Annotated in this window: 8 protein-coding genes and 3 rRNA genes; 2 read left to right on the top strand and 9 right to left on the bottom strand. The window is 47.1% G+C overall.

Going from position 1 to position 13581, the window contains the following annotated elements; all coding sequences use genetic code 11:
* The first annotated feature begins 150 nt into the window (after positions 1 to 150).
* Entirely contained in the window at positions 151 to 606 is a 456-nt protein-coding gene (locus tag NST20_RS07260) for a hypothetical protein (protein WP_342400332.1), read from the top strand.
* A complete protein-coding gene (locus NST20_RS07255) occupies positions 575 to 1222 on the top strand; it encodes a TetR/AcrR family transcriptional regulator (protein ID WP_013859345.1) in 648 nt (215 codons plus the stop codon). Before NST20_RS07260 ends, NST20_RS07255 begins: the two co-directional genes overlap by 32 nt.
* Positions 1223 to 1258: 36 nt before the next feature.
* Here NST20_RS07255 and NST20_RS07250 read toward each other — a convergent pair whose 3' ends face one another.
* The 9 genes from NST20_RS07250 to NST20_RS07210 all read right to left on the bottom strand — a co-directional run bounded on the left by NST20_RS07250 (position 1259) and on the right by NST20_RS07210 (position 13339).
* On the bottom strand, positions 1259 to 2083 hold the full coding sequence (locus NST20_RS07250; protein ID WP_013859344.1) for a DUF6688 family protein: 825 nt from the start codon (positions 2081 to 2083) through the stop codon (positions 1259 to 1261).
* A gap of 199 nt (positions 2084 to 2282) precedes the next feature.
* The gene (locus NST20_RS07245; RefSeq protein ID WP_041819053.1) at positions 2283 to 2750 is read right to left on the bottom strand and encodes a DUF6688 family protein; all 468 of its coding nucleotides are present in this window, start codon (positions 2748 to 2750) and stop codon (positions 2283 to 2285) included.
* Between the two features lie 19 nt (positions 2751 to 2769).
* A complete protein-coding gene (locus tag NST20_RS07240; protein WP_013859343.1) occupies positions 2770 to 3021 on the bottom strand; it encodes a hypothetical protein in 252 nt (83 codons plus the stop codon).
* 41 nt (positions 3022 to 3062) lie between these two features.
* A complete protein-coding gene (locus NST20_RS07235) occupies positions 3063 to 3524 on the bottom strand; it encodes a GNAT family N-acetyltransferase (protein WP_013859342.1) in 462 nt (153 codons plus the stop codon).
* Positions 3525 to 4424: 900 nt separating this feature from the next.
* Positions 4425 to 5834: a group II intron reverse transcriptase/maturase gene (gene ltrA / locus NST20_RS07230; RefSeq protein WP_013859304.1), complete on the bottom strand. Its 1410-nt coding sequence runs from the start codon at positions 5832 to 5834 to the stop codon at positions 4425 to 4427.
* Between the two features lie 440 nt (positions 5835 to 6274).
* Positions 6275 to 6390: ribosomal RNA gene (rrf, locus tag NST20_RS07225) — 5S ribosomal RNA — on the bottom strand.
* A gap of 371 nt (positions 6391 to 6761) precedes the next feature.
* Positions 6762 to 9693: ribosomal RNA gene (locus NST20_RS07220) — 23S ribosomal RNA — on the bottom strand.
* Positions 9694 to 9858: 165 nt separating this feature from the next.
* Positions 9859 to 11412 (bottom strand): 16S ribosomal RNA (locus NST20_RS07215).
* The 16S, 23S and 5S rRNA genes sit together here, the layout of an rRNA operon.
* 511 nt (positions 11413 to 11923) lie before the next feature.
* The gene (locus NST20_RS07210) at positions 11924 to 13339 is read right to left on the bottom strand and encodes an ISLre2 family transposase (protein ID WP_342400331.1); all 1416 of its coding nucleotides are present in this window, start codon (positions 13337 to 13339) and stop codon (positions 11924 to 11926) included.
* Between the last annotated feature and the right edge of the window lie 242 nt (positions 13340 to 13581).

Genomic DNA, 13581 nt, shown 5'->3' with positions numbered 1-13581 from the left:
TATAAAACCCTTGCATTTAAAGTTCGGCCAAAGCTGTCAGTATCCTTACCAAGTCTAGGACTTTTGCTTATTCAGCAAGCCCTAATAAGGGATATCAAGAACGCAACGGTCCATTTTGCGAGCTGGTGTATTGCGGCAAGCGGTTTTGGCATGCTTACTGCTTCCGTGCTGTTTACGAAAATAAAGTTAGGGGAGAAATTAATCACTTTAAAAATCAGCCCCGCCATACTTGGTTTGGGTTGTATCATGGTAAGTACGGGTACCGGCTGGCCGATCGGCATCATTGAAGCCGTTTACCCTTGCGTCTTTTTTCTGATGGGTTTTTCTTTTACAATGGCTGTCATTCCTTTCGATGTGCTCGTCCAAAAGAAATCGCCTGAAACGCATACCGGAAGAGTGTTCGGTACCATCAACAGCCTTTCTACACTCGCTGTGCTTGTTGGCATATTACTTGGAGGCTCGCTTTCAGAGTGGTTTGGCGTCCGTCTCGCATTCCTGATCTCTGGCGGAACCACTTGCCTGCTTGCTGCCGTTTCCGCAATCGCAATGAAAAAAGCAGAAAGGAAGGAAATTCATGTCGCCGAGGGTATCAAAACAACATCTTGAAGAAAGAAAAAATCATATATTGGATGCTGCGAAGCGGGTGTTTGAACGAAAAGGCTATGAACCTGTTACCATGCAGGATATCGTAAAAGAAGCCGGCATTAGCAGAGGAAATCTGTATCAGTATTTTTCTAACACAGAGGAAATCATGCAGGCGGTTATTGAAAAAAATGACGATTCATTTTATACGTACATTCAAGACCTGGCAAGCAGCCATGAAAAAGTATGGGATGCCATTCAAGCCTATCAGAAAGTGGTTTTCCAAAGTTTGCCAAATCCTTACGGGATCGTGATGTATGAATACTCTGTCACCAGGTGGCGCAATCCGGAAAGAAAGGCATTTTTCCAAAAAAGGTATACCCGGGCCATGAAAAGCTTTTTAGCGCTTCTAGAAGAGGGCGTAAAACAGGGTGAATTTCACCCGGTACAGCCGCTTGAAACGATTGTCAATTTTATGGTGAACATATGGGACGGACTGATTTTAATGGCTCATGTAGAGGAACCGGAAAGAGTGGCAGTAGGCGGACAGCTTGAGGCGTTAAATTTATACTTAATTCAGGCTTTGCGCCCCGATGAAAATGCAGACTGGCATTTGGACACCAAGATTGAACCCGGCTGATACGAACCGGGTTCAGATATAAAACGATGATGATCGTTATTTACGCAGTTCGCTATATTGAATCTGAATCCTGTTTTCCGGTTTTTGATCCACTGTATATAAGATAAACAGAAAAAACCATTCCAAAGGTTTCATGAAAAGATAGACAAGGTCAGCTGACCACTTTGTACGGATATGCCTGCTGAGAGGATAACCGTATTTATCATAAATATAGCGGATGAAGTGATGCATACGCGGCATGTATTCTTCAAGTAGATGTTCGAAAGCGTTCGCAACAAGCAGCTGGCGGTTCACAGGAATTCTTTTGCCGTGCCGGAGCCCTGCCCTTACCGGCTTAACGACTTTTGTGTGACCCCTCGCTGCCACAGAACATAAATAGTGTTCGTCTCCCTTTAACATTTCCGGAGGGGGATTGGGTATCCTGGAATAGGTGAAAGAACTTGTATCTAAAAACAAACGGATAAAGCTGTCCGGCCGCTGACCAAATAATATGAGGACCATTTGGACAATAAGCAAAACAGGAAAAAAACAAATCGCCCACAATCGAGGCATTTTACTATACCGTACGGAAATTTTAAAGAGTAAAAGAAGAAATCCCTTATACTGTACAGTCTCTTTCCTCATTTTTATTGAAAACTCATTCAGTGAATCTTTTAACTTGGTGATATACAGTAAAGCAAGGCAAAATAAGCTATATTGAAATGCTCGGACGGAATACATATCCCCCAGTTTTGAGAATAGCGTATGTGTAAAATAAACAGTAGCAAACCCAATATTTAAAACCAGTATCGTACTGCTCACGACATAGATAACCGGTGAAACCCGGCCGGCATAAAAATTCAATATCAGGAACCCAGCCATGTGTTTATTGAAAAATTAAAGTGCAGAGATGTGCAAAATTTCTATGCAAATGGTTATGCAGAGGGGCTTTACATGGAGGGGTAGCCATGATAACCTGTTTGGGTTTGCCAAATCTGTTACAGCTGGCCGCTTGGCAAAAGAATCATGGCTGCAGAGGCTCCATGTCAAGCCCTTAATAGCGAGAATTCAGATTGAATTTTTATGCGGTATAAACGAATTTATATACTGCAATACTCTGCACTTTTTTCTTGCAAAAAACAGCCATGCCCAGTACAACCAACACAATCGCTGAAAAGATATGATTAGGAGCCAATGAAGCATAGCCGTCCGCCCGCCCTCCAATTTCATAAACGTGCAGCTGTTCGCCTGCCCTTGCACCATAAGCGTTCAGATAACACCCCACGATAAACAGGCAAATAAGCACGACTGCATTCACCGTATCCATTGTTTTGACTTTGATGGATGGGGCTGCTTGTGTTCCCTTTTTAAAACTGGATAGGAATCTGGCAATCACATACACAGGAATACAGAGAACAAATAGGGCTAAAAACACAAAAAATACGGATAGAATATGATAGCCAAATCCTAGGATGTATGCCGCTGCCAGGAACAAAAGCACAACTGCAATTAAACTTATGATCACAATTGGCGCTCTGTTGTTTTTCAATGCAGTCCCCCCTACTACGCTAAATGAATGCTTTTGAAAATGCGCCCTTGTAGCGTTTCTTTGCGATTGGATTTCCGAAAACAACAGTTAAATTGATTTGTTTTTCCAGGCCTTTGGTTTCTTTCGCTATGCTTATGCGTTTTTTTAAAGTGTCTCCCCACTCCCTTTCCTCTCGAAGTTCATGCGACAAACATGCCGTAAACATGGCCTTTATAAATCGATGTTTCTGATATGCGTCAGCATCAGACTCCTTTAAAATACGGATATGCATTTGCTCCTCTCCTGTCCGCTTTTTCTTTTATCGTTAATGTTCTAAACCTTTCCTGCCATCCGGAACACTTTCCCGTCCATTTCGGGCTTTAGCCATTTCATTCCCATTTTCTCATAGAACGAAATGGCTTGCTTATTTGTCGGGGATACTCTGAGATGGTATTCCTCCAATTGATGTTTTTTGAAAACGCTCATCGCATACGCATGTAGTTCAGCGCCAAGACCCGAGCCACGTTTTTCCGGAATAAGATAGTACAAGTTGACATAGCCAATCGGTTTACCTTCAAAATCTTTACGTGTCACCTCAAGCTGTCCAATTGGAACACCATTTTCAATCGCAAGCATAAAACCTTCCGGAAATCGTACTTGCTGCATTTCAAGCCATTCAAGGTACTCTCTTGCATTGAAATTTGCATCCGTTCCGAAGCTTACGATAAAAGAATCCCTTCGGAACGGGAGAATATACTGGAGATGCTGCCTGACTTGAATGGGAATGAAATCCATTTATTAACCTCCTCTCTTGCTTCCTCCTTTGCCAGCCCTTTATCATTTCTTTTCGCCCCGGCAGCTGAAATCCATTTATCAATCGGTTGGCACAATTCTCTATTTTCTTATCGTCATCTATTGTAGCACAAGAACTGCGGATTTCCTTCTTTTACATTGTCCGTTTACTTTTTCAGCGTGAATCAACGGTCAATTATGGATAGTCATTTTTGAAGCAATATGTTATGTTGAGACTGTAAAGGATGCGGAAATGGGGGCTCCGAAATGTTTGATACAGTGATAAATACTGTGTTAGGTTTTGCTATGATCATTCTTATACTTTTTTTGCTTTACCGGTATCTCGTTCTTATGAAAACGAAGAAACTGTCTAAAATCGATTCCTTTTTTATAAAAGAATCCCATCATATGAATAACATACCCAATAAACAGATCGTTCGTTTCCTGAAATTGAGATATATTTTTAGTGCTGCCATTTTATTCCTGTTTCTTATCGTAGTTTTATATTTTAAAACCGTAAACAGTCTTTTCATTCCTCTTCTTTTATTGATAGAGTTTACCGGAATTTCCGTCATTGATCATAAAATTAAAAAGGCGAAAAACAAATAATCCAGCCGGCTTGGTTCAGTTCACCTTGTTAGAAAATATGATCTATTTGGACACTAAAGGAGGAAACCGGAATGTTTGATGACGCACATGAAACTGAAGCCGATCTGTTTTTCCGGATATCATAACTGCAGCCATTTAAAAGAACAACTACTTCATTTGATGTGAGCGTTCCATTTAAAGGAAGACCAACTACCGGATTTATAAAGTGCAATCGAGTAGGAGGCTAATCATTATTTGATTAGCCGACCTCTCACACCACCGTGCGTACGGTTCCGTACACGGCGGTTCTAAAGTTTACGACCGTACAAACAGATAATAATCCAGAAAACTTATATACCTTGCTCTTCGAAAGAGTTCGTTCGTAAGGGTTCTGGCTAAGATATGGCTGCCGGAGATTCTCCAGTAGCCTTTTCTTGTGTTAGCCCATTCCCACGCCTTTCTTTTATTGATCCCTAATTTCTTGAGCCAATAAAATCTTGTGCGTACTCTCTTCCATCTTTTCCAAGTTACCATTCGCATTCTTCTTCGTGTCCATTGGTCCAGTCTGGTTACCAGACTTTTCATATCCGCTAGCTTGTAGTAATTTACCCATCCTCGGACAGTGTCATTTAGCCTTTTCTTTCTTTCCTCTACGCTTAATCCGTTGCTCCTTCCTGTGATTGTGCGAATTTTCTCCTTTAATTTTTGAACACCCTTCGGGTGTACCCGGAATTTGCATTTTCCTTCATAAAGGTAGAATCCATAACTTAAGAATTTGATGTTTCTGATATGTGTGATCATCGTCTTCTCTCGGTTCACTTTGAGTCGCAATTTCTTCTCAATGAATGGGAGAATGTTATGGTATGTTCTTTCACAGCTTCTTCGGCTTTTGCAGAATATGATCACATCATCAGCGTAACGGACAAATCGGTGATTTCTTGCTTCCATTTCTTTATCCAATTCGTTTAACATTACATTGGCAAGAAGCGGACTTAGTGGTCCTCCTTGTGGAACACCGAAATCATTTGTTGTCCTTACCCCTTTGATCATAACACCTGCATTTAGGAATTTATGGATTAAGGAGATTACACGTCCGTCGTGAATTGTTTCACTCAATATCTGGATAAGCTTACTATGGTTTACCGTGTCAAAGTACTGTTCTAAGTCCAGATCTACTACATACTGGTATCCTTCATTTACATTCCTTTGGCACTTGAGAAGTGCCTGATGTGTACTTCTATGTGGTCGGAAACCATAGCTATTGTCTGAAAACTTTCTTTCATATATAGGGACTAGGACCTGCGAAATGGCTTGTTGGATGACTCGGTCCACTACCGTTGGTATTCCAAGTTTCCTTGTTTTTCCGTTGTCTTTTGGTATTTCTACCCTTCTAACGGGTTGGGGCTTGTATGTCCCATTTCGAATGGAGAGGACGAGTTCCCTCTGGTGTTCAGTTAGGTATGCCAAAAGTTCACCTGTTTTCATTCCATCGACACCGCCCGCACCTTTGTTTTTCTTTACCTTTTTATAGGCACGGTGCAGGTTATTACTTGAAAGGATTCGTTCAAGCATCCATTCGTTCTGTCTGTTGGTGTTAGTGGTGTTGTTTTCGGTTATCCTCTTGAAACTATGCCCTCTGTCATATCCTTCCTGTTCCGCAGTATCTTTTTGACAGCAGGTTTCTTCCTGTTTTCTGCATTTGTTCGTTTCTTCGGTAACTTTCATTGACTTCCACTTCCTTTAGTTCAGCCCTTCCTTCGATGCCCCAGGCATCTCCGTACTATGGCTTCTGCTGACTTCTCACGGCAAATCTTGTTTCAACCAGGTTTCATACTCTGTTTCCACCTGTCCGTGAGACCTCCCGTGGTAAGGTGATTCACTTTCATTCCATGTACCCGCACCATTTACGTTTCCACATCCGGATAGCTTTTGGGCTTTGACTTGTTCAGCAGCCTTACCCTGAGAGAGTACGCCTAATGATGTTCGTGTTCCTCGGGTCAGAATTTTGCCTCCAGCTTCCTTCAGATTCCATCTCACGATGGACACCCTTGCTCTTGGCTAATGGTTGGTCGCTACCTACCCCCATAGCGGACTTACACCGCCTAGCGAATCGCCATGCACGGCGCACTGAAAAAACCGCAGATCGTAATCTGCGGTTTGCTTTGGCCCGGCAACGTCCTACTCTCGCAGGGGGAAACCCCCAACTACCATCGGCGCTGGAAAGCTTAACTTCCGAGTTCGGGATGTGTTCGGGTGTGTCCTTTCCGCCATCATCACCGGACCTGTATTTTATTTGGGATGTGTTCCCTGAAAACCGGATGGGAGAAAAAACTGTAAACGGAGAATAGCTTTGGTTTCTAACTTTGAAAATTGTCTAGCTCCAGCGCCTATCGGCTAGCGTATTTCTGCGCTTTCTCCCTACGATAAGCGGGCATCGACTCGCCTTTAGGGGCTCGCCGTGTTTCCTTTATCTCAGTCGAAAGCTCCGAAATCCGTACGCCGATGACCAAGGCGCCCTTCACTTTTCTACTGTCCAGCTCCGGTGCCTAGCCCCTCGAGGTCGAATCACCTGCCCGCCACGGAGCCAAAAGACGGCTCCGTTCCGGTCAGAACATTCGCTTGTCGGGGCTAAACAAGGCACCTTCGCTTTTCGTGGTTAAGTCCTCGATCGATTAGTATCCGTCAGCTGCACGCGTCACCGCGCTTCCACCCCGGACCTATCAACCTGATCATCTTTCAGGGATCTTACCAGTTAAACTGTGGGAAATCTCATCTTGAGGGGGGCTTCATGCTTAGATGCTTTCAGCACTTATCCCTTCCGCACATAGCTACCCAGCGATGCCTTTGGCAAGACAACTGGTACACCAGCGGTGCGTCCATCCCGGTCCTCTCGTACTAAGGACAGCTCCTCTCAAATTTCCTGCGCCCGCGACGGATAGGGACCGAACTGTCTCACGACGTTCTGAACCCAGCTCGCGTACCGCTTTAATGGGCGAACAGCCCAACCCTTGGGACCGACTACAGCCCCAGGATGCGATGAGCCGACATCGAGGTGCCAAACCTCCCCGTCGATGTGGACTCTTGGGGGAGATCAGCCTGTTATCCCCAGGGTAGCTTTTATCCGTTGAGCGATGGCCCTTCCATGCGGAACCACCGGATCACTAAGCCCGACTTTCGTCCCTGCCCGACTTGTAAGTCTCGCAGTCAAGCTCCCTTATGCCTTTACACTCTGCGAATGATTTCCAACCATTCTGAGGGAACCTTTGGGCGCCTCCGTTACCTTTTAGGAGGCGACCGCCCCAGTCAAACTGCCTGCCTGACACTGTCTCCCACCCCGGTAAGGGGTGCGGGTTAGAATTTCAATACAGCCAGGGTAGTATCCCACCGATGCCTCCGCCGAAGCTGGCGCTCCGGTTTCCAAGGCTCCTACCTATCCTGTACAAGCTGTACCAAAATTCAATATCAGGCTGCAGTAAAGCTCCATGGGGTCTTTCCGTCCTGTCGCGGGTAACCTGCATCTTCACAGGTACTATAATTTCACCGAGTCTCTCGTTGAGACAGTGCCCAGATCGTTACACCTTTCGTGCGGGTCAGAACTTACCTGACAAGGAATTTCGCTACCTTAGGACCGTTATAGTTACGGCCGCCGTTTACTGGGGCTTCAGTTCAGAGCTTCGCCTTGCGGCTAACCCCTCTCCTTAACCTTCCAGCACCGGGCAGGTGTCAGCCCCTATACTTCGCCTTGCGGCTTCGCAGAGACCTGTGTTTTTGCTAAACAGTCGCCTGGGCCTATTCACTGCGGCTTCCCGGGGCATACACCCCAAAAAGCACCCCTTCTCCCGAAGTTACGGGGTCATTTTGCCGAGTTCCTTAACGAGAGTTCTCTCGCTCACCTTAGGATTCTCTCCTCGCCTACCTGTGTCGGTTTGCGGTACGGGCGCCTTTCACCTCACTAGAGGCTTTTCTTGGCAGTGTGGAATCAGGAACTTCGGTACTTTAATTTCCCTCGCCATCACAGCTCCGCCTTGGCGCGAAGGATTTGCCTCCGCACCGGCCTAACTGCTTGGACGCGATCAACCAGTGTCGCGCTTGCCCTATCCTCCTGCGTCCCCCCATCGTTCAAACGGTGAAGAGGCGGTACAGGAATATCAACCTGTTGTCCATCGCCTACGCCTTTCGGCCTCGGCTTAGGCCCCGACTAACCCTGAGCGGACGAGCCTTCCTCAGGAAACCTTAGGCATTCGGTGGAAGGGATTCTCACCCTTCTTTCGCTACTCATACCGGCATTCTCACTTCTAAGCGCTCCACCGGTCCTTCCGGTCCGGCTTCAACGCCCTTAGAACGCTCTCCTACCACGGACACCAAACGGTGTCCATCCGCAGCTTCGGTGATACGTTTAGCCCCGGTACATTTTCGGCGCAGCGTCACTCGACCAGTGAGCTATTACGCACTCTTTGAATGATGGCTGCTTCTAAGCCAACATCCTGGTTGTCTAAGCAACGCCACATCCTTTTCCACTTAACGTATACTTTGGGACCTTAGCTGGCGGTCTGGGCTGTTTCCCTTTCGACCATGGATCTTATCACTCACAGTCTGACTCCCAAGCATAAGTTTTTGGCATTCGGAGTTTGTCTGAATTCGGTAACCCGATGAGGGCCCCTCGTCCAAACAGTGCTCTACCTCCAAAACTCTCCGCTTGAGGCTAGCCCTAAAGCTATTTCGGAGAGAACCAGCTATCTCCAAGTTCGATTGGAATTTCTCCGCTACCCACACCTCATCCCCGCACTTTTCAACGTGCGTGGGTTCGGGCCTCCAGCAAGTGTTACCTTGCCTTCACCCTGGACATGGGTAGATCACCTGGTTTCGGGTCTGCGGCCTCATACTCTTTCGCCCTGTTCAGACTCGCTTTCGCTGCGGCTCCGCTTCTTCAGCTTAACCTTGCATGAGACCGTAACTCGCCGGTTCATTCTACAAAAGGCACGCCATCACCCGTTAACGGGCTCTGACTACTTGTAGGCACACGGTTTCAGGATCTCTTTCACTCCCCTCCCGGGGTGCTTTTCACCTTTCCCTCACGGTACTGGTTCACTATCGGTCACTAGGGAGTATTTAGCCTTGGGAGATGGTCCTCCCGGATTCCGGCGGGATTCCTCGTGTCCCGCCGTACTCAGGATCCACTCGGGAGAGAACGAAGTTTCAGTTACAGGGCTTTTACCTTCTCCGGCAGGCCTTTCCAGGCCGCTTCACTTACCCCGTTCTTTTGTAACTCCCATATGAGTGTCCTACAACCCCGGAAGGCAAGCCTTCCGGTTTGGGCTGTTTCCTGTTCGCTCGCCGCTACTTGGGAAATCGCAATTGCTTTCTCTTCCTCCGGGTACTGAGATGTTTCAGTTCCCCGGGTGTGCCCTTCCTGCCCTATGGATTCAGGCAGGAATCCTGTCCGATTAAAGACAGGGGGTTTCCCCATTCGGAAATCTCCGGATCAAAGCTTACGTACAGCTCCCCGGAGCATATCGGTGTTTGTACCGTCCTTCATCGGCTCCTAGTGCCAAGGCATTCACCGTGCGCCCTTTCTAACTTAACCATAAAAAGGTTTAAATCCAAAAATAAGCGATTCTCGGTTTACTTGGTTTGTTTCTCCTATCCGGTTTTCAAAGAACACATACTGAAGGATTGAACCTTCAAAACTGAACAAAACGGAAACGTCAAACTTGATTTTGGAAAACGAAGTTTTCCTTTTATTCCTTAGAAAGGAGGTGATCCAGCCGCACCTTCCGATACGGCTACCTTGTTACGACTTCACCCCAATCATCTGTCCCACCTTCGGCGGCTGGCTCCGTAAAGGTTACCTCACCGACTTCGGGTGTTACAAACTCTCGTGGTGTGACGGGCGGTGTGTACAAGGCCCGGGAACGTATTCACCGCGGCATGCTGATCCGCGATTACTAGCGATTCCGGCTTCATGCAGGCGGGTTGCAGCCTGCAATCCGAACTGGGAATGGTTTTCTGGGATTGGCTTAACCTCGCGGTCTCGCAGCCCTTTGTACCATCCATTGTAGCACGTGTGTAGCCCAGGTCATAAGGGGCATGATGATTTGACGTCATCCCCACCTTCCTCCGGTTTGTCACCGGCAGTCACCTTAGAGTGCCCAACTCAATGCTGGCAACTAAGGTCAAGGGTTGCGCTCGTTGCGGGACTTAACCCAACATCTCACGACACGAGCTGACGACAACCATGCACCACCTGTCACTCTGTCCCCCGAAGGGGAAGGCCCTGTCTCCAGGGAGGTCAGAGGATGTCAAGACCTGGTAAGGTTCTTCGCGTTGCTTCGAATTAAACCACATGCTCCACCGCTTGTGCGGGCCCCCGTCAATTCCTTTGAGTTTCAGCCTTGCGGCCGTACTCCCCAGGCGGAGTGCTTAATGCGTTAGCTGCAGCACTAAAGGGCGGAAACCCTCTAACACTTAGCACTCATCGTTTACGGCGTGGACTACCAGGGTATCTAATCCTGTTTGCTCCCCACGCTTTCGCGCCTCAGCGTCAGTTACAGACCAGAGAGCCGCCTTCGCCACTGGTGTTCCTCCACATCTCTACGCATTTCACCGCTACACGTGGAATTCCACTCTCCTCTTCTGCACTCAAGCCTCCCAGTTTCCAATGACCGCTTGCGGTTGAGCCGCAAGATTTCACATCAGACTTAAGAAGCCGCCTGCGCGCGCTTTACGCCCAATAATTCCGGACAACGCTTGCCACCTACGTATTACCGCGGCTGCTGGCACGTAGTTAGCCGTGGCTTTCTGGCCGGGTACCGTCAAGGCGCCGCCCTGTTCGAACGGCACTTGTTCTTCCCCGGCAACAGAGTTTTACGACCCGAAGGCCTTCTTCACTCACGCGGCGTTGCTCCGTCAGACTTTCGTCCATTGCGGAAGATTCCCTACTGCTGCCTCCCGTAGGAGTTTGGGCCGTGTCTCAGTCCCAATGTGGCCGATCACCCTCTCAGGTCGGCTACGCATCGTTGCCTTGGTGGGCCATTACCCCGCCAACTAGCTAATGCGCCGCGGGCCCATCTGTAAGTGGCAGCCGAAGCCGCCTTTCCTTTTTCCTCCATGCGGAGGAAAAAACTATCCGGTATTAGCCCCGGTTTCCCGGCGTTATCCCGATCTTACAGGCAGGTTGCCCACGTGTTACTCACCCGTCCGCCGCTAACCTTTTAAAAGCAAGCTTTTAAAAGGTCCGCACGACTTGCATGTATTAGGCACGCCGCCAGCGTTCGTCCTGAGCCAGGATCAAACTCTCAGTAAAGATGTTTGATAAAAGCTCAAAAAGAATTTGACGTTTCGTTTTGTCCAGTTTTCAAGGAACAATCTTTGCTGTTCTTAACAGTGACTTAATTATTATATCAAAATATCAATTCGCTGTCAACATCTTTTTTTAACCCCGTTGTTTATCCACCTAACGGGTCAGCTCATTTATCATAACATTTATCCGTAACTTAAGTCAATAAGATAGAGCAAGGGTATGTGTCAAGTTTTTCTCGACAAGGTTTAAATATCGGGTATTCCAAGACACTCTTTTTGTACACTTTCGGCTACCGTGCTTCACTTGCTCGGTGTAATTTTCGGAAAAGATGTAATATTTCCGTATAAAGATGGATAACGGGGATGTTGAGGCGCGCGAAATTCACTCGCTTTCCGCGGGCGGCCGGCGAGCCTCCTCGCTCGTACCTCGCTGCGGGGTCTCTCCTGGCTCGCTTTTCCCGCAGGAGTCTCGTAAATTTCGCGCGCCTCAACGATCAGTCCCCACTGAGCCAAGCTTAAAACGAAAGCTCTAATATTTTGCTTAAATGTCCCATTGCCGATGAACTGCTTGAATGCAGGGCAACTGATCCGTGCTTTACGCCCACTGACGGGCGTACAGGCTGCTTGAGTAGTTGAGACATCCTGATGGATTGTTTCAAGTTCCGTTGCTTTCTCTCGCTTCTTGAACGGTGTTTCAGATAGACTTCTCTCAATGTCCCATTGAGTATGCCTTGTTTGATTTTCACCATGGCTTCTGCGCCAAGTTCACTCCAATGCATGCCCCTTTTTTTCATCCTGAAGGAGATATGCCTTTGATTCGATTCCATCGCTCCTAGGCCTCTCGCACCTTCCGGCACGTTTTTCACCCTGTCTCTCCAGTCAAAAATGCGGTCCCAGTTTTTCAAGATATACGAACGGAATTCCTTGATTTTCTTGAGGGCCTTTTTATCCGTCAAGGTGCTTTCGTGCGTATCCAAATATAACGTGAATTGGTCTAGGTCATGCTTTCTAATCGCTTTTCTAATCTGCTCCTTGATCTCGCTCTTTCCGCCCCCAAATGTTTTTACAATGGCTTGTGCAACGTGGTAGGTATCCAGCTGGTTGAGCACCGGGAATTCCGACTGTGAGAATGCTGTTTGAAACCGTTCAGCTGTGTACCCAGCACCTCCATCACTGTTTGTAATGACATGCGCTTTTTCGAGGGAATAGGTGTTGGCAGCTGTGGCTTGGACTTCATCCCAAAATGTCTGGATGGCTTCCGTTGTCATGATGACTGTGGGCTGACGCAGGGAGACCCTTTTTCCATTGGTTTCCCAACCTTCATAGAGAATGGCATGGTGGACTTCCATACCCTGTTTCTTTTCCAGTCCCCGGATGAATACGCCATCTGCTTCGGAAAACAGGTAGTCTACCTTCTTCCCATCAGGCAGTGAAGCAGCTATTTCCATCTCTTCTACAAGGGCCTTGTCGGCTTCCGCCTGCGTTTTCCCTACGCGTTTCACCATTTCCCCTACAGTTGTATGACTAAGACTCACGGCTGTCCATTCTTTTAAAATATTCGCCGCCTCCCGATAGGTGTTCTCACTTGCCAACTCTGCCACCTTTAATTCCACTAACGGGCTATATCTCTGGTGGGGTAACAGCCCCAAGCATTCATCCAAAGGATAATGTGAGTTCCCTCTCTTATCACGCATTAATGATCGTTTAAAAGTCACACTTCCAAATAGAAACTGAACGCTTCTGTTATCACTCCGGCAGTACTCCCAGCCTTCCTCCAACTTCTTCTGTTTTATTGTTTTATCTAACTCCTCAAATACATCCCCAACCCATTGTGTAAAAACCTTCTGCATCAGAATTTTAACCTGTTCTTCAAACTCCATAAGACTCTTTGTATTCTTTAATAATCCAGCAATTATTGATATAATATCCATGGGAAGACCTCTCTCTAGATGTTCATTCAAGGTGTACATTTAGATGATAGAGTGTCTTCCCATTTTTTTCCACTCATTTGCCCCTTCGAGTAAAATTTTACACATACGAGCAAGGTAATGTTTTCCATCTTTTTTTAAGATCCCTGCTCCTTAATATAATGAAGAAACAGGGATCTATGCTGCGAGTTAAGATGGCGGAACGGCATTGAACTTCCTCAGTTACATACGTACCGGTCATTTTC

It is taken from the genome of Weizmannia sp. FSL W8-0676 (assembly GCF_038593015.1).
Classification (GTDB): domain Bacteria; phylum Bacillota; class Bacilli; order Bacillales; family Bacillaceae_C; genus Weizmannia; species Weizmannia coagulans.
Note: the sequence above shows the minus strand (reverse complement) of the source record. Positions and strands in the feature narration are given on the sequence as shown.